Here is a 20358-nt window from a genome sequence, read left to right as displayed (position 1 = left end):
GAGAAAACTTCATCCGGATTTCAGCAGCGCCTTAACCCGGCGTTAGAGAAAACTGCGCAAAACCCTCGGAAAACGACTGCACTTCAGATCGTTCTGCCGGGGGGCCAAAATGGCGATACGAACTTTCAACGCTTTCAATGCGGACTCATTTACCGTCGATGACGACTCGCCCCATATGACTGCGGGCAGTTCGATCATCAACAATTCGGACACCCCGGCCGGCACGGTATTCACCTTTGACTCCGGCTATTCCGCCGAGCGGATCACCGTCGACGACACCGCAGGCGACGCTGACACGATGGAGGATGACCAGTCAGGCGGCCATACCATCGTCGATGGCGGCTCCATGGTGGCCAGAGGCACCCCGGTCGAGGCCGAATCGCACCACTACCTGCAAGAGCTTGATGCCGACGGCAATCCGTTCGGCCCGGTCATCACCATCACCGTGTTTTCCCAGAACGGCGACGCCCAGGATGTCTGGGGCTTCGCCACCGACACCCCGCTGAAAGACGGTGCGCGCTACAAGAAAACCTCCGGCAGCAGTAACGGCAGCTCCAAATACGACAGCTTTGTGCCCTGCTTCGTGACCGGCACCGCGATCTGCACCGATCAGGGGCTGCGCCCGGTGGAACGGCTGCGCCCCGGCGACCGGGTGCTGACCCGCGACAACGGCTTTCAGCCGGTTCTCTGGGTTGGCATCCGCCGGATCGGGCCTGACTGGATGCAGGCCTGCCCGCATCTGCAGCCGGTGCGGGTTGCCGCCGATGCCTTCGGCCCCGGCCAGCCGGCCCGGGATCTTTGGATCTCGCCGCAGCACCGGCTGCTGCTGAAAGGCGGCGCCTGCCAGATGCTGTTCGAGGAGCCGGAGGTGCTCTCCGCCGCCGCCCATCTGCAGGCGCATCCCGGGGTCGACCGGCAGCCGGTGGCCCGGACCGCTTATGTGCATCTGCTGTTCGAGCGCCATCAGGCGGTGCTCTCCAACGGCCTCTGGACCGAAAGCTTCCAGCCCGGCGGGCAGTTTCTGGACAGCGGCAGCGCGGCCGCGCGGCAGGAGATCCTGGCGCTGTTCCCCGATCTCGCGCAAGCCGGCGGCAGCGCCTTCCCCGCCGCCCGCAGGGTTTTGAAACAAAAGGAAAGCCGCCTGCTGGCGGACCGGCCCCTGGGGTGAACGCCGCTCCGGCTTGACCACCGCGCCCGCCCGCCGCAGTCTGCACCCCGGAAACCGCGCAACAGGAGGACCAGGGTGGCAAGCGCGCTCTGGCAGGGCAATTGGATCAGCCGCACCCGGATCATCACCGGGCTGGTGCTGCTGACCTATGTCTTCTTCCATTTCATAAACATCGGCCTGGGGCTTTTGTCGCCCGGATGGATGGATGACTTCCAGGACATCCGCCAGCTGATCACCCGCAGCCTTCTTGGCAGCCTGGTCCTTTATGCCTCGCTGATCCTGCACGCGGGCCTCGCATTGTGGAACCTGGCCCGCCGCCGCACCCTGCGGATGCGCTTTGGCGAGGCGGTGCAAACCCTGCTTGGCCTGCTGATCCCGCTGCAGCTGCTCAGCCATCTGGTGTTCACCCGCTATGCGCACAAAATCTACGGCGTCAACGACGAATACCCCTATCAGATCGTGCTGATGTGGGCCTCGCCCGAGGTCTGGCAGCAAAGCGCGCTGCTGCTGGCGGTGTGGATCCACGGCTGCATGGGCCTGCACTACTGGCTGCGCCTGACCCGCTGGTGGCGGCCTCTGATCCCCTGGATGGCCGGGCTGGCGGTCTTCATCCCCGGCTTTGCCCTGGCCGGGCTGCTGACCGAAGGCCGCCGGATCTATGATCTGTTTGCCGAAGGCAGCCGGCGCGCCGAATTGATGGCCGGGTTCAACTGGCCCAGCCGCGAGGATTTTGCCGGACTGTACCGGGCCGACAGCGGATGGTTCACCGCTTTTCTCCTCCTCCTGGGGCTGACCGCGGCGGCGCATCTGCTGGCCCGGCTGCTGCGCCGCCGCCGGGCGGTGCAGATCCGCTATGCCTTCGGCCCTGAAATCCGCGGCAGCCGCGGCATGACCCTGCTGGAGATGTCCCAGGCCCACGGGGTCCAGCACACCTCGCTCTGCGGCGGCAAGGGGCGCTGCACAACCTGCCGGGTGGTGGTCGACGAAGGCGGCGAGCACCTGCCGCCGCCTGCCCCGCCCGAGGCCCGCAGCCTGGAACGGGTCAAGGCCCCCGCCAACATGCGGCTGGCCTGCCAGATCCGCCCCCAGGCGCCGCTGACCGTCACCCGCATGTTCCGCCCCGACGGGCAAAAGGGCCGCGCCCATGCCAGCCAGGGCAGCGAACAGCAGCTCGCGATTCTGTTTCTGGACATCCGCGGCTTTACCGCCCGCACCGCCGGCCAGCTGCCCTATGACGTGGTGTTCCTGCTGAACCGCTTCTTTGACGCCATCGTGCCCGCCATCACCGGCGCCGGCGGCACCGTGGACAAATACCTTGGCGACGGCCTGCTGGCCCTGTTCGAATCCCGCTCCCCCGCCCGCTCGGCCCAGGCGGCCCTGGACGCGGCAACCGCCATCGGCCACGCGCTGCGGGACTTCAACGCCCGGCTGGCCGCGGACGGCGAACCGGAGATCCGCATCGGCATCGGCATCCATCTGGGCGAGCTGGTTCTGGGCGAGATCGGCAGCGCCGGCCATGCCCCGCGCACCATCATCGGCGGCAGCGTCAACACTGCCAGCCGGCTTGAGGCCAAGACCAAGGATCTGGGCGTCGAACTGCTGATCTCGGCCCGTGTGCTGGACGCCGCCGGATACGAATCCGGCCATCTGGCGCTGGAAACCTTCCAGCTGCGCGGCGTTGCCGAACCGCTCCGGGCCCTGCCTGTCGCCTATGCGGCCGCCCTGCCGCGGACCCTGGCCGCGGAACAGCGTTAAGCCGCCCCGCTGCTGTGCAGAACGCCTGTTCGGCCGCCTCTGCCCGGCCGGCGCCAGTTGTCCGCGCCCGCCCCCAGAGGGCGGACAATCTGCCGCCCGGCCTGCCCCGTTGCAGCAAGGCAACGCAGCAGAAAATCGCCGGCCCTTCGGAAATTGCCCTTTGCTTTGCTGCTGAACCGTGCAATGCGTTCACGCGTGAACACACTTTGATCCGTTGAGCCGTGCCTGAAACCGTGACCATATCCACCCCTGACGAGGAAGACCTGCTCTTCCGCCTCCTGCGCCAGCTTGATGCGGCGCCGGATGCATCGCAGCGGGCCACGGCTGCGGCGCTGGGGATTTCTCTGGGCGGGCTGAACACGCAATTGCGCAGTGCCGCGGAAACCGGCCTGATCACCATCAGCAACCGCCCCGGCCCCGACAAGCGGCAGCGGTTTGCCTATTCCCTGACCACCCGGGGTGCTGCGGAAAAAGTGCGTCTCACCGATAAATTCCTCGCCCGCAAACTCGCAGAATACAACGCGCTGCACGCGGAACTCACAGGCGCGGCAAGCGGCCTGCCCCCTCTCAAACACAGGACTCATCCTATGCAAAGCAACCTGGCTCCCATCCCAGAGCTCTATGTTTCCTACGAAAGCGCACAGAAACTGAAGGTCGAAGCAGCCGGCCTGACCAGCTGGGACCTGTCCCCGCGCCAGATCTGCGACCTGGAACTGCTGATGAACGGCGGCTTCAACCCGCTGAAAGGGTTCCTGTCGGAAGACGACTATAACGGTGTCGTCGAAAACATGCGCCTGGCCGACGGCTCCCTGTGGCCGATGCCGGTCACCCTGGATGTGTCCGAAGACTTTGCCGGCAGCATCGAAATCGGCCAGGACATTGCCCTGCGCGACCAGGAAGGCGTGATCCTCGGCACCATGACCGTCACCGACCGCTGGGAGCCGAACAAATCGCGCGAAGCGGAAAAGGTGTTCGGCGCCGACGACGACGCGCATCCGGCCGTCAACTACCTGCACAACCAGGCCGGCAAGATCTACCTCGGCGGTCCGGTCACCGGCATTCAGCAGCCGGTGCATTATGACTTTCGCGGCCGCCGCGACACCCCGAATGAGCTGCGCGCACTGTTCCGCAAGCTGGGCTGGCGCAAAGTGGTTGCGTTCCAGACCCGCAACCCGCTGCACCGCGCCCACCAGGAGCTGACCTTCCGCGCCGCCAAGGAAGCGCAGGCCAACCTGCTGATCCACCCGGTCGTCGGCATGACCAAGCCCGGCGACGTCGACCACTTCACCCGCGTGCGCTGCTACGAGGCGGTGCTGGACAAATACCCCGCCGCCACCACCTCGATGTCGCTCTTGAACCTGGCCATGCGCATGGCCGGCCCGCGCGAAGCTGTCTGGCACGGCCTGATCCGCGCCAACCACGGCTGCACCCATTTCATCGTTGGCCGCGATCACGCAGGCCCCGGCAAGAACTCGGCAGGTGAGGATTTCTACGGCCCCTACGATGCCCAGGAGCTGTACCGCGCCAACCAGTCCGAAATCGGCTGCGAAATGGTCGACTTCAAGCACATGGTCTATGTGCAGGAGCGCGCCCAGTACGAACCGAACGACGAGATCGCCGACCGCGACAACGTCACCATCCTGAATATCTCCGGCACCGAACTGCGCCGCCGCCTGGCCGAAGGCCTGGAAATCCCGGAATGGTTCTCCTTCCCCGAGGTGGTCAAGGAACTGCGCCGCACCAAGCCGCCGCGCTCCAAGCAGGGCTTCACCGTGTTCTTCACCGGCTTCTCTGGCTCCGGCAAATCCACCATTGCCAACGCGCTGATGGTCAAGCTGATGGAAATGGGCGGCCGTCCGGTGACCCTGCTGGATGGCGACATCGTGCGGAAAAACCTGTCGAGCGAGCTGGGCTTCTCGAAAGAGCACCGCGACCTCAACATCCGCCGCATCGGCTATGTGGCCTCCGAGATCACCAAGAACGGCGGCATCGCGATCTGTGCGCCGATCGCACCCTATGCCACCACCCGCCGCGCCGTGCGCGAGGACGTCGAAGCCTTCGGCGCCTTTGTCGAAGTGCATGTTGCCACCACGATCGAGGAATGCGAACGCCGCGACCGCAAGGGCCTGTACAAGCTGGCGCGTGAAGGCAAGATCAAGGAGTTCACCGGCATTTCCGACCCCTACGACGTGCCGCAGAACCCCGAGCTGTCGGTTGAGACTGAAAACGTCGACGTCGACAACTGCGCCCACCAGGTGCTGCTGAAGCTGGAAAGCATGGGTCTGATCTCCGGCTGATCCGGACGCCAGAGCTGAACAAGACAGAACTGAACAAGACAGCGGCCCGCCAATCGGCGGGCCGTTTCCGTTTCCCGGCGCGGCAGTTCCGGCCGCTGCATCCGGCCCGCCTCTTTAGTGGAAAGACGGCGCCTGATGATCGGGACCCTTGGTATGTGCCGGCGCCCAGACCGCAGCTTCATCAGGGCCAAGCCCGTCGCGGACCTGCAGGGAATACCCGCCCTTCCACGCCCGGGTCATCCACAGGCCGGCAGAATCCGCAGCGCCGGCGCGGGGGGCCAGTCCGTGCACCGACAGGCTCAGCTGCGACGCGTCATGCTGCGCGGTCACCCGCAGCTGCGCGCCGGTCTTGGCAGGCAGCGGCCGGTCCAGCAAAAACGCTGTCCGCCCCCAATGGCCGCCGGACTGCAGATCATTCGCCACCTGAATGCCGGGGGCCAAGTCCATCTCGAAACTGACAAAAACCGCATGGACGGTGCCAGGGGCGGCGCAGACAAGATCCCCGGTTGTCCGCGCCGGATCAATGTCCGGCCGGGTGAAGTCAAACTGGAACAGCTCCGTTGCCGGCCCCAAAGACCGCATCCCGCAGGTCTCCAGATCATTCGGCGTCAGCTGGGCAACACGCGCAAACCGGTGAAACGCGCTCAGATCGAATCCCTCGGCCTTCTGCGGCCGCCAGAGATCCGCCAGCTTGCCGCTTTCCACCGGTTGCGCCATCAGCCTGCCCCGTTCAGGCACCGCACGCGCCCCCGGCTTGGCCAGCGCGGCCATCGCATGGGTCAGTGTCGCCAGCGCCCCCTCGCCCAGCAGAACGGTATCGACGATCTCCGAGATCACCACATCCGCCTGCTCCGGCATGTCCTCGCCCACGACAATATCGTGCGACCATTTCGGAATGACCGTGATTCTGCCGCTCAATCCGTTTTCCGCGATGACACGGGCCGCGGCCGCGGCGATCAGCGGCTGCTGCTCGCAGGTATAGACGTGTTTCGCCCCGGCCCGTGCCGCCAGCATTGCCGTCAAACCCGCGCCGCAGCCGATATCCAGCACCACGTCGCCCGGCCGCACCTTGGCCGCGATGGCCTGGGCATAGGCCCGGTTGCGCGCCTTGTCGGCAAGCATCGGGAAATGCCAGCGGGGCACAAACATCTGATGCAGCCGTTCCTGCAGCACCTGCGCTTCGTGGTGGCAGGGATCTGCGCTCAGCGCCTCCGAGAGGATCTGCGACGTCCGGACGCCGCCATCCCCCAGGGATTCGGATTTTGCCAGCTGGACCAGTCTTTCCGCCTCCCGGGCATCCTGAGGCTGGCACGTCTGAGAGGGCTGCGGCGTCTGATTTTGAAGCAACTTTTATTTTCCCTGTTTTAAGGCAAATGCGGATTGTTCAGACTATCCGCCACGCGCCTCTAACATTCGGTAAAGGAAAAGCGCTTACCGCCCGCCCCCTCAGGGCAATGGCAGCCCCCCGCGCCGTCATGGCGCAGGACCCGCAGCAGGATCCGCCGGGACGCGCCGGGACGCGCCAGGACGCGCCGGGAGATCCCCTGAAACCTAAACGCTGTCCGGCAGGTCCACCGTGCCGCGCATCAGCACAAAGCCTTCGCCCGCCACCTGCACGCCCTCAATCGCATCCGCAGACCCGATCCGCGCCACCCGTGCCCGGCCGGGACGGCCAAGGCCATGGCCCTGCTCGGCGATGAATTCTGCCTTCTCCATCAGCCCGTGACGCCACAGATAAGACGCCATGGCGCCGGTCGCGGACCCGGTGAACGGGTCCTCCGGCGGGCTGGGCGGCGCCATCAGAAGGCGCGAGAATGTATCGCCCGCCTCCGTCGCGCCCTCCAGCGTCACCAGAAACGGCTCCATCATGTCGATCCCATCGGCGCCCAGCGACTGCCCCAGGGCGGCCAGCGCCTCCAGGTTCAGCTCTGCCGCTTCCAGCGCCGCGCGGTCCTTCAGCACCGTCACGCAGAACGGCAGCCCGGTCGACACCTTCTGCGGCCGCCCTGCGATCGCCGCCACCGGCAGCGACACCGCCGCCGCCACCAGCGCGGGATCGGCAAAGGAGCCGAATTCCGGCGCCACCTGGGTCATCGAAATCAAATCGCCATCCAGCGTCACCGGCACGATGCCGGCGCCGGTTTCCAGCGTGATGCTGCCGCCCTCGATCAGCCCGCGGTCCCGCATCGCCGCCACCGTGGCAATGGTCGGATGGCCGGCAAAGGGGATCTCGCGGCTGGCCAGGAAATAGCGCACCTTCACATCCGCCGCCTCCGACGGGCCGGTGAAGGTGCATTCCACCAGCGAGGTCTCCCGCACGTAAGCGGTGCAGACCGCCTCCGGCAGATGCGCCGCCCGATGCACCACCGCACAGCCGTTGCCGCCAAAAGCGCGGCCCGCAAAGGCATCCACCCAGTCAAAATCATAGCGCGCCATCATCGCCCCCGGTTTTCTCAGACATCAAAAAAGGCGGGCCATTGCCCGCCTTTTCCATCTTGCGGGCCCGTCGCCCGAAGTCAATCTGCAGGCAGCTGCAGACTGCAGCCTTAACGCCGCCGGCCCCTAATGCACCGAAACCGGTGTCAGGTCGTTCTGGCGCGCCAGCACATAGGCCAGACGCCGGTCGGCCACCAGCGCCAGCTGGCCGCCCTCGGCGTCATGCACCGCATAAAGCTGCTCATGGCCGCCTGCGCTGTCCCGCACGTCCTTGGGAAGATCCGCCACCGCAACCGCCTTCACATAGACGATCCGCTCCGCGCCCTGGCTGAAATCAAACGGTGTTTGCATTGCTCTTACCCCTTTTTGATACTGATCGTCTGGACCACGGTTTCAGGCCGGGCACGGGTCAGATCCACATGCAGCAGCCCGTTTTCAATCACTGCCTCGCCCACTTCGACACCATCGGCCAGCACAAACATGCGCTGGAACTGGCGCGCCGCGATGCCGCGGTGCAGGAACACCCGCCCCTCGCTGTCGTCGCGCTGGCGGCCGCGGATCACCAGCTGGCGGTCCTCGACGGTGATCGCCAGATCCTCCTCGGCGAAACCGGCCACGGCCAGGGTGATGCGGTAGGAATGATCGGAAGTCTGTTCAATGTTATAGGGAGGATAGCCTTCGTTGCCCGATTTGGCCGAGCGTTCCAGAAGACGTTCCAACTGCTCGAATCCCAGCATATGCGGATAGGAGGCCAAGGTAAGTTTCGACACGGTGTTCGTCCTTTATGCCAAAGCGACGGATGCGCGCGGCCCCGGTCCCGGCAGCCGCTTCCAGAAGAATATGGGAAGTTCCTTCTGGATTCACAAGAGCATGTGCCCATAGGCCTAGCGGAAAAGCAGTTAAGGAAGTATCTTCAGCCTCACTTCAATCCTAAGCTTTACTGAGTCGCCAATGAACGCACCCACAGATGTGTCGATGAAGACCGATGAAGTCCTTAAGGTTGAGCTGGAGGTTTTCCGCAGGCAGCACCGGGATCTGGACGAGGCAATCGGCGCGCTGGAAGAACGCGCCACCAGCGATCAGCTGACGATCCGCCGCCTGAAAAAACAAAAGCTCATCCTCAAGGACAAGATCGCCTTGATCGAAGACCGGCTGACCCCGGATATTATCGCCTGACAGCGCCGCCGCCTCCAGTCAGGCCCGCGCCTGAGCCGCAGGGACGCCGCTGCAGAACGCAGTGTTTTATCAGTTTCCACCGGGTCTCCCGCCCGCTTTACCGCGCAGCCGGCTGCGCCGGACGCCGTTGGGCATGGCAGCGCGCCTGACGGCGCGCTGCGGGTCCGCTTCACTGCAGGTTACAGATCCTTGCAGAGCCGCAGCGCATCATAGATGGCAGCGTGCATATTGCGCCCGGAAACCGCATCCCCGGCCCGCGCCAGCCAGAAGCCGCCCTGCGGATTGATGGCGGCAAAGGGGCTGGTTCCGGCAATCATGGCCTGATGATCCAGCTGACCCAGATTGCGCGACAACGGCTTCAGCGCATGGTAAAGATCCTCTGCCGGGGCAACCCCGTGTTCCGAAACCGCATGGTCAGCCACACGCTCTTGCACCGCCCCGGTCAGCACATGGCGCAGGGTGATGCGCTTGCGATTGCCCTCGGCCGCCACCGACAGCGGCTCCAGAAAGCACTCGAACGCCACCCCCTGCCGCGCAAGATCCCGCAGCACCACCGCCGAATTGGTCGGCCCCAGGTCATGCGCCGCCATCCGGTCCGGCGTCACCAGCGTGACCGTGCAGCCGGCCCGCGCCATCGCATCCGCGCAGACCAGAGCGGCATGATCGCCGCATTCATCCAGCAGCAGCACCTCGCCCGAGACCCTTGCCGCGCCGCCCAGCACCTCCCAGCTGGAGGTGATCAGATCACCGCCGGGGATCTCCCGGGGCTGCGGCCAGCCGCCAGTCGCCACGATCACCGCATCCGGGTCTTCATCCAGCACGTCCTCCGCCTCGGCATAGGCGTTCAGGCGCACCTCCACGCCCAGCCGCTCCACTTCGGAGATCAGCCAGTCAGCCACCCCCCGGATCTGGCGCCGGGTCATGCCCTCGGCCGCCAGCGCAATCTGCCCGCCAAGCCTGCTGCCCGCCTCAAACAGCACCACCTGATGACCGCGTTCGGCGGCCACCCGCGCCGCCTCCAGCCCCGCCGGGCCGCCGCCCGCCACCACCACCTTGCGCCGCTCACGCGCAGGCGGGATCACATGCGGCATGGTGGCTTCGCGCCCGGTTGCGGCGTTATGGCCGCAGACCGCGGGCTTGCCCTGATTGACCCGGTCGACGCAATAGCCCAGCGCCACGCAGGGGCGGATGCGCTCCTCCTCGCCCCGGCGCAGCTTTGCCACCAGATAGGGATCCGCCATATGCGCCCGGGTCATGCCGATCATGTCCGCCTGGCCTTCGCGGAGGGCATGGCGGGCGGTGGCAATATCGGCGACGCCGCCGGCATGGAACACCGGCAGATCCACCGCCGCGCGGATCGCCCCCGCCACATTCAGATCCGGCGCCGCGGGCAGTCCCATCGGCGCCACCCAGCCCGCCAGCCCCAGATCGTCATAGGGCGCCCCCGCCAGCACGTTCAGGAAATCCACGGCCCCGGTGGCGGCGATCTTCTGCGCCGCTTCGATGCACTCAGCCGCACTCAGCCCGCCTTCCGTCAGCTCATCGCCGGTGACCCGCATCCCCAGGATCAGATCCGGCCCCACCGCCGCGCGCACCGCTTCCAGGACCTGCAGCGTCAGCCGCAGCCGGTTGTCGAGCGAACCGCCATAGTCATCCTCGCGCGTGTTCACCAGCGGCGACAGGAACTGCCCCAGCAGATGCGAATGCGACAGCAGCTCAACCCCGTCGAACCCGCCGTCCCGGCACCTGACAGCCGCGGCGGCAAAATCCTTGATAATGCGGGAGATGTCCTCCACCTCCATCACTTTCGGAAACGCCCGGTGCGCCCGCTCCCGCCGACCCGACGGCCCCGGCACCGGCAGCCAGTGCCCGTCATCCCAGGCGGTGCGCCGGCCCATATGGGTGATCTGGCACATCACCGCAGCGCCATGGCTGCGCACCCCCTCCGTCAGCCTCCGGAACCACGGCAGGATGCTGTCATCGCCGGCATAAAGCTGCCCGAAAACCGAAGGGCTGTCCGGCGCGATATTGGTCGAGCCGCCGATCATCGTCAGCGCAAGGCCGCCGCGCGCCTTCTCCTCATGGTACAGCCGGTAGCGGTCGCGCGGATGGCCGCCCTCCTGAAACGAGGGCGCATGCGCCGTGCTCATGATCCGGTTGCGCAAGGTAAGGTGGCGGATCTGCAAGGGCTGCAGAAGCGGGTCATTGGTCAGGATCATGGGGTGCGCTCCGTTAAGTGCTGCCACCTGCAATAGGTCCGGCCCGGCCGCGGGCCGGCTTGCAGAAAACCGGCATCTTCCGGGCGCTGTTGCGACACCGCGCCCGCGGCAGGCGGAATCTCCGTCTGACCGGATGGTCAAAAGCGGGTTTTCCGTTTACCAGCGGCGCAATTTGTGCCCCGCCGCCCGTTCCGGCACCGGCGGCACAGCCGAATAACCCGGCCGAATAACCCGGCCGATTGAACCAGAAGATGAGCCAGACAATGACCGCCACCAGCGACCGCAGTCCGGTGCCTGAACTCCAGGACACCGCGTACAGATTCTCCCCGAAACAAGCGCTGATCGGCGCCCAGATGCTGTTTGTCGCCTTCGGCGCGCTGGTGCTGGTGCCGCTTCTGACCGGGCTGAACCCCGGCGTGGCGCTGTTCACCGCGGGGATTGGCACGCTGATTTTCCAGATCGTGACCCGCGGCCAGGTGCCGGTGTTCCTGGCGTCGTCCTTTGCCTTCATTGCGCCGATCCTCTACGGCGTGCAGACCTGGGGCATGGCGGCGACCACCGGCGGGCTGGCGGCAGCGGGCCTGCTCTACGTGGCGCTCAGCTTCGCCATCCGCGCCTTTGGCGCCGGTTTCCTGCACCGTCTGCTGCCGCCGGTGGTGGTCGGCCCGGTGATCATGGTGATCGGCCTGTCGCTGGCGCCGGTGGCGGTGAACATGGCCACCGGCCTGGCGGGCGGCACCCAGGTGATGCCCAGGAACACTGCCCTGCTGCTCGCCGCTGCGGCCCTCGGCACCACCATGCTGACCGCAATCCTCGGCCGCGGCATCATGCGCGTGGTGCCGATCCTGGCCGGTGTCGCCGCAGGCTACGCCGCCGCGCTGATCCTCGGGGCGGCCACCGGGCAAAGCCTGATCGACACCGCGCCGCTGGCCGCGGCGGACTGGTTCGCAATCCCGGCCTTCGTCGCGCCCGAGTTCAACCCCGCCGCCATCCTGTTCATCCTGCCGGTCGCCATTGCGCCTGCAATCGAACACTTCGGCGACATCATGGCGATCTCCAATGTGACCCGGCGCGACTATATGCAGAAACCCGGCATCCAGAACACCATGCTGGGCGACGGCCTTGCCACTGCCGCCGCGGGCCTTCTGGGCGGACCGCCCAACACCACCTATTCCGAGGTCACCGGCGCCGTCACCCTGACCCGCGCCTTCAACCCGGCGATCATGACCTGGGCGGCGATCTTCGCCATCGCGCTCTCGTTCATGGGCAAGCTCTCGGGCGCCCTTGCCACCATCCCGATGCCGGTGATGGGCGGCATCATGATCCTGCTGTTCGGCATGGTCACCGTGGTCGGCCTCAGCGTGCTGGCCAAACTGGGCGAGGCGCTGTCCGAGGCCCGCAACATGGTGATCATCTCCACCGTTCTGGTCATCGGCCTCGGCGGGCTGACCCTGCAATTCGGCGAGGGCTTCACCCTGGCAGGCATCGGCCTCTCCGGCGTGGCCGGGCTGCTGCTGAACCAGATCCTGCCGCAGCAGCGCGGCTGATCCCGCCAGGCGCCGCCGGCGCCGCGCGCCCGCGCGGCGCCACGCCCAACCGCGGCGGCGGTGCAGCTTGCCTGCATCCCGCGCGGGCGGGAGCCCTCTGCAGCAAACCGCCAGACCGCCTGCGGCAAAGCGCCAAGCCTCATAAAACAGGGCAAATCCGGCCGTTTTCCGCTCCAACCCGCATTGCGCCAAATCCCAGTTTCCCTATAGTGCGCGCTCCACAAGCCGCGACAGGAGCCAACAGCCATGGCCGACATCAAAGTAGGCATCATCATGGGCAGCCAATCCGACTGGCCCACCATGAAGGAAGCCGCCACCATCCTGGATGAACTGGGTGTTCCCTATGAGGCCAAGATCGTCTCCGCCCACCGCACCCCGGACCGGCTGTGGGACTACGGAAAATCCGCCGCCGGGCGCGGGTTGCAGGTGATCATCGCAGGTGCCGGCGGTGCCGCGCATCTGCCCGGCATGGTGGCGTCCAAGACCCGCGTGCCGGTGGTTGGCGTGCCGGTGCAGACCCGGGCGCTGTCCGGTGTCGACTCGCTCTATTCCATCGTGCAGATGCCCAAGGGCTTCCCGGTTGCCACCATGGCGATCGGCGCCGCCGGCGCTGCCAACGCGGGCCTGATGGCGGCAGGCATCCTGGCGCTGCAGGACGCAGGCCTGGCCCAGCGGCTGGACGGCTGGCGCGCGGCGCTCTCCGCCTCCATCCCCGAGGAGCCCTCCGATGACTGAAGCTCACGCACAGGTTTTGCAGCCCGGCGCCACTATCGGCATCCTCGGCGGCGGCCAGCTCGGCCGGATGCTCTCGGTCGCGGCCTCCCGCCTCGGCTTCAAAACGCATATTTTCGAGCCGGGCGCCAACCCGCCCGCAGGCCATGTCGCCGACCGGGTGACCACCGCCGGTTATGAAGATGCCGGGGCGCTCAAAGCTTTTGCCGCCGCCGTTGATGTCATCACCTACGAATTCGAGAACATCCCGACCTCCGCGCTCGACCTGCTGGAATCGCAGAAACCGATCCGTCCGGGCCGTGAAGCCTTGCGGATCAGCCAGGACCGGCTGACCGAGAAAACCTTCCTGCAGGAGCTGGGCCTCACAACCGCGCCCTTTGCCGATATCACCGATCAGGCCGGCCTCGACGCCGCCCTGGCCGGGATCGGCGCGCCTTCGATCCTGAAAACCCGCCGCTTCGGCTATGACGGCAAGGGCCAGGCCCGGATCAAGGCCCCTGAAGACGCCGCCGAGGCGCTCACCGCCATGGCTGGCGCGCCTTCGGTTCTGGAAGGATTCGTCACCTTCAGCCACGAGGTCTCGGTCATTGCCGCCCGCGGTGTGAACGGTGAAATCGCCTGTTTCGACCCCGGCGAAAACGTCCACCGCGACGGCATCCTGCACACCACCACCGTGCCTGCGCGCCTCAGCAAAAGCCAGCGCATGGATGCGGTGCTGATGGCCGGCAAGATCCTGAACGCGCTCGATTATGTCGGCGTGCTGGGAGTGGAGCTGTTCGTGACGCCCGCAGGCCTGATCGTCAACGAGATCGCGCCGCGGGTCCACAATTCCGGCCACTGGACCCAGAACGGCTGCACCGTCGACCAGTTCGAACAGCACATCCGCGCGGTGGCCGGCTGGCCGCTGGGCGACGGCCGGCGCCATTCCGATGTGGTGATGGAAAACCTGATCGGCGCTGACGTGGACCGCATCCCGGAGCTGGCGAAAGAACCCGACTGCGCCCTCCACCTCTATGGCAAGGCCGAGGCCAAGCCGGGCCGCAAGATGGGCCATGTGAACCGGGTGGTGAAAGCCCAGGACTGAGCCGGGGCGCCACCCCGGACTCCAGGGTATTCCCGGCAAGACGACGCGGCCGGCCAAAGAAGAAAGACCTGTGAAAGCGGCCCCGCCGGTTTCACGCGCCGCAAAGAGGGCCAGCCGGCCTGATGCGCGGCGCCGCCCCCTAGCCCAGAAAGCGGCCCGCAACCTCCCCCGACATATAGCTGACCCGCCCGGCCGAGATCGTCGCCGCAACCCGCTGGGTTGCCTTGTCCAGCACCAGGATATCGGCGCGCTTGCCTGCCTCCAGCCGTCCGCGGTCCTGCAGCCCCAGCAGTTGCGCCGGCCCCTCCGAGACCAGCCGCCACGCGGCTGCCAGGTCCAGCAAGCCTGAGCGTTCCAGCATCAGCGCCGCCCGGCGCGGGCTGGGATAGTGATAATCCGAGGCCAGCGCGTCGCAATACCCCATGGCGATCAGCTCCACCGCCGAGGCATTGCCCTTATGCGAGCCGCCCCGCACCACATTGGGCGAGCCGAGAATGACCGGATCGCCTGCCGCCCGCGCAGCCTCTGCCGCCTCCAGCGTTTCGGGAAACTCGGAAATCCGCGCACCGCGCGCGCGCCAGACGGCCCGGTCTTCGGCGGATTGATCGTCATGGCTGCCCAGCCGCACATTCTGCGCCGCCAGCTCCCGGCACAGCGCATCCAGCCTGCCGGGCACCTCGTCCTTGCGGGCGTGCATATCCTTCAGCATCTGCCAATGCACCTCCGGATTGCGCCCCGCCTTCAGCGCCTGCCCGGTCAGCCGCGGCGGCTTTTTGCCTGCCGCCAGCCGCTCATGCGGCAGGTGGTCGTTGAACACCACATACGGCACCTGCCACTCTGCCGCCCTGGCGGCCAGGCCGGCATAATCCTCCAGCATATGGACTTCGAACCGCAGCTGCGGCAGCAGCTCTGTCACCAGGCTGCCGCGCACCGCCTTGATGCCCTCAAACACCTGGGCCGCGAACTCCGGGCCGCGCAAACCGCCCTCCCAGGAGTAGAACTGCGCCAGCACCGCCGTGGTGATGCCATTGGCGGCCAGCTCCGCCTCGGCCGCGACGACCCCCTCCGCCATCTGCTTCATCGCGCCGCGGCGCGGCGCCAGATGGCGTTCAAACCCGTCGCCATGGGCGTCCACAATCCCCGGCAGCACCAGATAGCCGGTCAGATCCACCCGGCGCCCCGCGGGTGCCGCCGCCACCAGGCCGCCGCTTATGGCAATCGCGCCGCCATGCTCCACTCCGCCGGGGCGCAGCACATCGCCGCCCTGCAGGGTCAGGTCCAAAGTCATTCTTCCGCCTCTTCACAGCCGCCGTTCAACTGGCAGGCCTCGGTGATGATCTCCTCCGCCGCCGCCAGCCAGGTCAGCGACGGCTCAAACCGCCCTTGCTCCAGGAAATGCAGCGCCTGCGCCATCACCTGCGGATTGTTCATCATATAGGTATGGGTGACCGGCAGGGTGAGATGCGCCGCCATGCCATCCACCTTGGTGCTTTCAACCGAGACCTTGCCATCATCCGCCCCCGGGATAAGAGCCGAGAACAGCGGGTTCAGCGTCTCGCTGCCGGCAATCACCCCCAGCTCGAAATCCACCGGCGGCAACCGCCCCGGCAGGCCGTCCGGGCCGGTGCCCAGCTGCAGCCCAGCCGGGCCGTTCAACAGCCCGAACACCTCCCAATCGCCCAGCTCGTCGACCAGCTCGCTGCCCTGGTTCGGCGGCCCCATCATCACCACCCGCCCCAGGGTGTCCGGGCGGTGATCCTGCAGCCAATAGCGCAGCAGGATGCCGCCCATCGAATGGGTCACCACATGGGTTTCCGCCGCGCCGCAGGCAGCAAAAGCCGCTGGCAGGGTGTCATCCGCCAGCACCCCGACGGTGTCTTCGGTCGAGGCATACCCGGGCCGCACCACATCATAGCCGCGCGACTGCAGCACCTCCTCCATCACCGCGAATGAGGTCCCGGACCGCGCCAGCCCGTGCAGCAGAATCACGCATTCGGCGGCAGCGGGCAGCGGCAGCAGCAGGGCCGCGGCCAGCGCAGCAGCCAGGGCGGCGGGCAGAACGCCAGGCAGGGCGGCGGGTTTCAAACAGGACAACATGCGCCCCAGATAAGCGCATTTGCCAGCCGGTAAAAGCCCCTCACTCGGCCAACGGGGCCCGCGCGGCAGGCGGGCGCAATACCGCCAGGGCAATGCCGCCCAGCACCGCAACCGAGCCGAACACCAGCCGCAGCCCGATGCTCTCGCCCAGCAGTACAGCGCCTGCCAGAATCGCAATCACCGGCACGCTCAGCTGCACCGTGGCCGCCGCCGCCGGCAGCAGCCGCGGCAGCACCCGGTACCACAGCGCATAGCCCAGCCCCGAGGTCACCGCCCCGGACAGCACCGCCAGCAGCACGCCATACCCGCTCAGCACCGTGCCGCCGCCCGCCAGCAGCATGACCGGCAGCATCATCACGCTGGACCAGGCGAAATTCACCGCCGTGGAGACCAGCGGCTGCCGCGCGCCGCGCCCCAGCAGGCTGTAGATGCCCCAGCCCAACCCGCTTGCGGCCATCAGCAGCGAGGCCGCCAGAGGCGCCCCGCCCCCCTCGGCAGGCCAGACCACATAGGCCAGCCCGAAAAACGCCAGGACCGCTCCGGCGGCCTGGGCCGCCCCGGTCCGGCTGCCGCGCACAGCGCCCCACAGGAACATCGAGATCTGCACAACCCCGAACAGCACCAGCGCCCCCAGACCGGCATCAAGATCCTGATACGCCAGTGTGAAACCCGCCATATACAGCGTCAGCGCCGCCCCGCCCCACAGGCTGGCAGGGCGCAGAACGCGCTCCCGGCTCCAGGTTTCCAGCCCCCGCACCCGGCAGAGAAAGGCCAGCATCAGCGCCCCGGACAGCAGCCGCCACAGGCCGAAACCGGTGGCATCCATATAGCCGCCGCCGACCGCGGCGCGGCCCAGGATCGAATTCGCGGCAAAGGCCAGCATGGTGAGGGAGACGAGGAGAAACAGTCGCATGGGGTGCCAGCTACAACGGCCCCGCCTGCCGGGCCAGTGAATTTTCCGTGTCAGGGGGCTGAGAACGCGTGCGGGTAGATCAGTTCCGCCTCCGGCGTGTCATCGCCACGGCGCAGGATCAGCGTGTATTCCAGCGGGTAAGGGCTGGTAAGCTTCTGCGCCCGCTCCAGGCTGAAACCATGACGGCCATAGAAAGACGGATTGCCCAGAACAACGATGGTCTCGGGCAGGCCTTCCGGCACACTGGCGGGAAAGACTTCATAAAAGTTCTGCAAGTGCTGCAGCATCCTGGACCCGAACCGCCAAGGCCCCTGGCACTGCTCATCCTGCGGCCCGCCAACCTGCATGTCCGGGCTGCCCTCGGCCAGCCTGCCGCCCTGCCACTCGGGCCGCACCGCCATCGGCGCCAGGCAGGCCCAGCCCTCCGGCGCCCGCATCCGGCTCAGGGCAAAATAGCCGCCTATCTTCCCCTCCCAAGGCGTCTGGAACTCATACAGCATATCGCCGTCCGCCCGCAGCTGCCGCACCAGCCGCGCCTCGGCATCGGTGGGGAAAGCCGCCTTGAGCAGCGCCTCCACCCCGTCATAGTGCGCGTCCGTGACCCCGGTCAGGACATCCGGCCCAACACCCATTTCCGCGTCTCCCGCATTCACCTTTGCATCAATACCCGCGCCGCAGGCAGGCCCGCAAGGCGGGCCTCATGCCCCCGGAAACGAAAAGGGGCCGCCCTTGCAGGCAGCCCCAAAGTCATCCGGATGGATGGCTGATGCTTACATCATGCCGCCCATGCCGCCCATGCCGCCCATGTCGGGCATGCCGCCGCCGGCGCCTGCGCCTTCTTTGGCGGGCTTGTCGGCAACCATGGCTTCGGTGGTGATCAGCAGACCGGCAACCGATGCTGCATCTTCCAGCGCCGTCCGCACCACTTTGGCCGGGTCGATCACGCCGAAGGAGAACATGTCGCCATATTCTTCGGTCTGCGCGTTGAAGCCAAAGGCCGGGTCGTTGCTTTCGCGGACCTTGCCGGCCACAACAGCACCGTCAACACCAGCGTTTTCAGCGATCTGGCGCAGCGGCGCTTCGATGGCCTTGCGCACGATCACGATGCCTGCGGACTGGTCGGAGTTTGCGCCTTCCAGGGATTCCAGAGCCTTGCCGGCCTGAACCAGGGCAACACCGCCGCCGACGACAACGCCTTCCTGCACAGCTGCGCGGGTCGCGTTCAGCGCGTCGTCCACACGGTCCTTGCGCTCTTTCACTTCCACTTCGGTCATGCCGCCGACGCGGATCACGGCAACACCGCCTGCCAGTTTGGCAACGCGTTCCTGCAGCTTTTCACGGTCGTAGTCGGAGGTGGTTTCTTCGATCTGAGCGCGGATCTGGCCAACGCGGGCTTCGATCTCGGCTTTCTCGCCGGCACCGTCGACGATGGTGGTTTCGTCTTTGGTGATTTCGATCTTCTTGGCCGAACCCAGCATGTCCATGGTCACGGACTCGAGCTTCATGCCCAGATCTTCGGAGATCACCTGGCCGCCGGTCAGGATCGCGATGTCCTGCAGCATGGCCTTGCGGCGGTCGCCGAAGCCCGGTGCCTTGACAGCAGCAATTTTCAGGCCGCCGCGCAGCTTGTTGACAACCAGGGTTGCCAGCGCTTCGCCTTCAACGTCCTCAGCAATGATCAGCAGCGGCTTCTGCGACTGGATCACCTGCTCCAGCAGCGGCACCATGGCCTGCAGCGAGGACAGTTTCTTTTCGTGCAGCAGGATCATGCAGTCTTCGAGCTCTGCAATCATCTTGTCGGCGTTGGTCACGAAATAGGGCGACAGGTAGCCGCGGTCGAACTGCATGCCTTCGACAACAGTGGTCTCGGTTTCCAGACCCTTGTTTTCCTCGACGGTGATCACGCCTTCGTTGCCGACTTTCTGCATCGCGTCAGCAATCTGCTGGCCGATTTCAGCTTCGCCGTTGGCGGAGATGGTGCCGACCTGCGCAACTTCGTGGCTGTCGGTCACTTCGCGCGCCATGGCGCGGATGCCTTCAACAACCTTCGAGGTCGCCAGGTCGATGCCGCGCTTCAGGTCCATCGGGTTCAGACCGGCAGCAACCTGCTTCAGGCCTTCTTTGACGATCGCCTGGGCCAGCACGGTGGCGGTGGTGGTGCCGTCGCCGGCTTCGTCGTTGGTGCGGGAAGCAACTTCCTTCACCATCTGGGCGCCCATGTTCTCGAACTTGTCTTCCAGTTCGATCTCTTTAGCAACCGACACACCGTCTTTGGTGATGCGCGGCGCGCCGAAGGATTTGTCCAGAACCACGTTGCGGCCTTTGGGGCCCAGGGTCACTTTCACGGCGTCAGCCAGAATGTTGACGCCTTTCAGCATACGGTTGCGGGCATCGGTGTCGAATTTGACGTCCTTAGCAGCCATTGTTCACTCTCCTAGAGAAATTCTTGTGTTTCGCGATGGGTGGGATCAGAGCAGCCGCAAGGCTTACTCGATGATGCCCATGATGTCGCTTTCTTTCATCATCAGCAGCTCTTCGCCGTCGACGGTGACCTCGGTGCCGGACCATTTGCCGAACAGGATCTTGTCGCCAGCCGAAACAGCCATTGCGATCAGCTCGCCGCTGTCCTTGCGCGCGCCCTCGCCGGTGGCGACGACAACGCCTTCGCTCGGCTTTTCTTTTGCGCTCTCGGGGATGATCAGGCCGCCCGCGGTTTTTTCTTCGCTTTCGGTGCGACGCACCAGCACGCGGTCATGAAGCGGTTTCAATGCCATCTTTGCAGCTCCTTAAAGGCTCAAAGGTTGTTATCCTTTACCCTGCTCCCTGGCGGGGTAGTTATCACTCACATCAGGTGAGTGATAACGAGGGGAAGCTAGGAATGCGCCCGGAGCTTGTCAACAAGGAATCAGCAAAAAAATGAGGGCGCCTGAGCAG

The 20358-nt window shown here is 66.2% G+C and carries 18 protein-coding genes; 7 read left to right on the top strand and 11 right to left on the bottom strand.

Going from position 1 to position 20358, the window contains the following annotated elements:
* The first annotated feature begins 109 nt into the window (after positions 1 to 109).
* From METH_RS22550 to METH_RS04770, 3 genes are all read left to right on the top strand, one after another.
* Positions 110 to 1168: a Hint domain-containing protein gene (locus METH_RS22550; RefSeq protein WP_024089288.1), complete on the top strand. Its 1059-nt coding sequence runs from the start codon at positions 110 to 112 to the stop codon at positions 1166 to 1168.
* Between the two features lie 75 nt (positions 1169 to 1243).
* Positions 1244 to 2923, top strand: coding sequence for an adenylate/guanylate cyclase domain-containing protein (locus METH_RS04780; RefSeq protein ID WP_024089287.1), 1680 nt, complete (start codon positions 1244 to 1246; stop codon positions 2921 to 2923).
* Positions 2924 to 3156: 233 nt separating this feature from the next.
* A complete protein-coding gene (locus METH_RS04770; protein ID WP_425412323.1) occupies positions 3157 to 5220 on the top strand; it encodes a bifunctional sulfate adenylyltransferase/adenylylsulfate kinase in 2064 nt (687 codons plus the stop codon).
* A 114-nt stretch (positions 5221 to 5334) separates the two neighbouring features.
* On the opposite strand, the gene METH_RS04765 is transcribed toward METH_RS04770, so the two are convergent.
* The 4 genes from METH_RS04765 to METH_RS04750 all read right to left on the bottom strand — a co-directional run bounded on the left by METH_RS04765 (position 5335) and on the right by METH_RS04750 (position 8426).
* Positions 5335 to 6567: a class I SAM-dependent methyltransferase gene (locus tag METH_RS04765; RefSeq protein ID WP_024089284.1), complete on the bottom strand. Its 1233-nt coding sequence runs from the start codon at positions 6565 to 6567 to the stop codon at positions 5335 to 5337.
* 204 nt (positions 6568 to 6771) lie between these two features.
* The gene (locus METH_RS04760) at positions 6772 to 7656 is read right to left on the bottom strand and encodes a PhzF family phenazine biosynthesis protein (protein ID WP_024089283.1); all 885 of its coding nucleotides are present in this window, start codon (positions 7654 to 7656) and stop codon (positions 6772 to 6774) included.
* A 126-nt stretch (positions 7657 to 7782) separates the two neighbouring features.
* On the bottom strand, positions 7783 to 8007 hold the full coding sequence (locus METH_RS04755; protein ID WP_024089282.1) for a DUF1150 family protein: 225 nt from the start codon (positions 8005 to 8007) through the stop codon (positions 7783 to 7785).
* Positions 8008 to 8012: 5 nt separating this feature from the next.
* Positions 8013 to 8426, bottom strand: coding sequence for an Hsp20 family protein (locus METH_RS04750; RefSeq protein WP_024089281.1), 414 nt, complete (start codon positions 8424 to 8426; stop codon positions 8013 to 8015).
* A gap of 181 nt (positions 8427 to 8607) precedes the next feature.
* On the opposite strand from METH_RS04750, the gene METH_RS04745 reads away from it, so the two are divergent.
* On the top strand, positions 8608 to 8832 hold the full coding sequence (locus METH_RS04745) for a YdcH family protein (RefSeq protein ID WP_024089280.1): 225 nt from the start codon (positions 8608 to 8610) through the stop codon (positions 8830 to 8832).
* Positions 8833 to 9011: 179 nt separating this feature from the next.
* On the opposite strand, the gene METH_RS04740 is transcribed toward METH_RS04745, so the two are convergent.
* Positions 9012 to 11051, bottom strand: a complete 2040-nt coding sequence (locus tag METH_RS04740; protein ID WP_084013761.1) for an NADH:flavin oxidoreductase — start codon at positions 11049 to 11051, stop codon at positions 9012 to 9014.
* A gap of 251 nt (positions 11052 to 11302) precedes the next feature.
* Between METH_RS04740 and METH_RS04735 the strand changes: the two genes are divergently transcribed.
* The 3 genes from METH_RS04735 to METH_RS04725 all read left to right on the top strand — a co-directional run bounded on the left by METH_RS04735 (position 11303) and on the right by METH_RS04725 (position 14414).
* Complete coding sequence (locus METH_RS04735) at positions 11303 to 12598, top strand: uracil-xanthine permease family protein (RefSeq protein WP_245602952.1); 1296 nt, start codon at positions 11303 to 11305, stop codon at positions 12596 to 12598.
* Between the two features lie 246 nt (positions 12599 to 12844).
* Positions 12845 to 13333 (top strand): 5-(carboxyamino)imidazole ribonucleotide mutase, encoded by a 489-nt coding sequence (purE, locus tag METH_RS04730; protein ID WP_024089276.1) that lies wholly within the window; start codon positions 12845 to 12847, stop codon positions 13331 to 13333.
* Positions 13326 to 14414: a 5-(carboxyamino)imidazole ribonucleotide synthase gene (locus METH_RS04725; protein ID WP_024089275.1), complete on the top strand. Its 1089-nt coding sequence runs from the start codon at positions 13326 to 13328 to the stop codon at positions 14412 to 14414. Before purE ends, METH_RS04725 begins: the two co-directional genes overlap by 8 nt.
* A gap of 139 nt (positions 14415 to 14553) precedes the next feature.
* On the opposite strand, the gene METH_RS04720 is transcribed toward METH_RS04725, so the two are convergent.
* The 6 genes from METH_RS04720 to METH_RS04695 all read right to left on the bottom strand — a co-directional run bounded on the left by METH_RS04720 (position 14554) and on the right by METH_RS04695 (position 20198).
* The gene (locus METH_RS04720; RefSeq protein WP_024089274.1) at positions 14554 to 15702 is read right to left on the bottom strand and encodes an alpha-D-ribose 1-methylphosphonate 5-triphosphate diphosphatase; all 1149 of its coding nucleotides are present in this window, start codon (positions 15700 to 15702) and stop codon (positions 14554 to 14556) included.
* Positions 15699 to 16511, bottom strand: a complete 813-nt coding sequence (locus tag METH_RS04715; RefSeq protein WP_024089273.1) for an alpha/beta fold hydrolase — start codon at positions 16509 to 16511, stop codon at positions 15699 to 15701. Before METH_RS04715 ends, METH_RS04720 begins: the two co-directional genes overlap by 4 nt.
* Before the next feature lie 40 nt (positions 16512 to 16551).
* Positions 16552 to 17424 (bottom strand): DMT family transporter, encoded by an 873-nt coding sequence (locus METH_RS04710; protein WP_024089272.1) that lies wholly within the window; start codon positions 17422 to 17424, stop codon positions 16552 to 16554.
* Between the two features lie 50 nt (positions 17425 to 17474).
* Positions 17475 to 18056, bottom strand: coding sequence for a GNAT family N-acetyltransferase (locus tag METH_RS04705; RefSeq protein ID WP_052348665.1), 582 nt, complete (start codon positions 18054 to 18056; stop codon positions 17475 to 17477).
* 138 nt (positions 18057 to 18194) lie between these two features.
* The gene (groL, locus tag METH_RS04700; RefSeq protein ID WP_024089270.1) at positions 18195 to 19847 is read right to left on the bottom strand and encodes a chaperonin GroEL; all 1653 of its coding nucleotides are present in this window, start codon (positions 19845 to 19847) and stop codon (positions 18195 to 18197) included.
* A gap of 63 nt (positions 19848 to 19910) precedes the next feature.
* Positions 19911 to 20198, bottom strand: coding sequence for a co-chaperone GroES (locus tag METH_RS04695; RefSeq protein WP_024089269.1), 288 nt, complete (start codon positions 20196 to 20198; stop codon positions 19911 to 19913).
* Positions 20199 to 20358: the final 160 nt, after the last annotated feature.

The sequence above is a fragment of the Leisingera methylohalidivorans DSM 14336 genome, assembly GCF_000511355.1.
GTDB classification, from domain to species: domain Bacteria; phylum Pseudomonadota; class Alphaproteobacteria; order Rhodobacterales; family Rhodobacteraceae; genus Leisingera; species Leisingera methylohalidivorans.
This window is presented reverse-complemented; position numbering and strand designations above follow the sequence as displayed.

Excerpts from the sequence above, each read along its gene's own strand:
- METH_RS22550 (WP_024089288.1), top strand. The coding sequence starts at position 110 with ATGGCGATACGAACTTTCAACGCTTTCAATGCGGACTCATTTACCGTC.
- METH_RS04760 (WP_024089283.1), bottom strand. The coding sequence starts at position 7,656 with ATGGCGCGCTATGATTTTGACTGGGTGGATGCCTTTGCGGGCCGCGCT.
- METH_RS04755 (WP_024089282.1), bottom strand. The coding sequence starts at position 8,007 with ATGCAAACACCGTTTGATTTCAGCCAGGGCGCGGAGCGGATCGTCTAT.
- METH_RS04745 (WP_024089280.1), top strand. The coding sequence starts at position 8,608 with ATGAACGCACCCACAGATGTGTCGATGAAGACCGATGAAGTCCTTAAG.
- METH_RS04740 (WP_084013761.1), bottom strand. The coding sequence starts at position 11,051 with ATGATCCTGACCAATGACCCGCTTCTGCAGCCCTTGCAGATCCGCCAC.
- METH_RS04735 (WP_245602952.1), top strand. The coding sequence starts at position 11,303 with ATGAGCCAGACAATGACCGCCACCAGCGACCGCAGTCCGGTGCCTGAA.
- purE (WP_024089276.1), top strand. The coding sequence starts at position 12,845 with ATGGCCGACATCAAAGTAGGCATCATCATGGGCAGCCAATCCGACTGG.
- METH_RS04725 (WP_024089275.1), top strand. The coding sequence starts at position 13,326 with ATGACTGAAGCTCACGCACAGGTTTTGCAGCCCGGCGCCACTATCGGC.
- METH_RS04720 (WP_024089274.1), bottom strand. The coding sequence starts at position 15,702 with ATGACTTTGGACCTGACCCTGCAGGGCGGCGATGTGCTGCGCCCCGGC.
- METH_RS04715 (WP_024089273.1), bottom strand. The coding sequence starts at position 16,511 with ATGTTGTCCTGTTTGAAACCCGCCGCCCTGCCTGGCGTTCTGCCCGCC.
- METH_RS04710 (WP_024089272.1), bottom strand. The coding sequence starts at position 17,424 with ATGCGACTGTTTCTCCTCGTCTCCCTCACCATGCTGGCCTTTGCCGCG.
- METH_RS04705 (WP_052348665.1), bottom strand. The coding sequence starts at position 18,056 with ATGGGTGTTGGGCCGGATGTCCTGACCGGGGTCACGGACGCGCACTAT.
- groL (WP_024089270.1), bottom strand. The coding sequence starts at position 19,847 with ATGGCTGCTAAGGACGTCAAATTCGACACCGATGCCCGCAACCGTATG.
- METH_RS04695 (WP_024089269.1), bottom strand. The coding sequence starts at position 20,198 with ATGGCATTGAAACCGCTTCATGACCGCGTGCTGGTGCGTCGCACCGAA.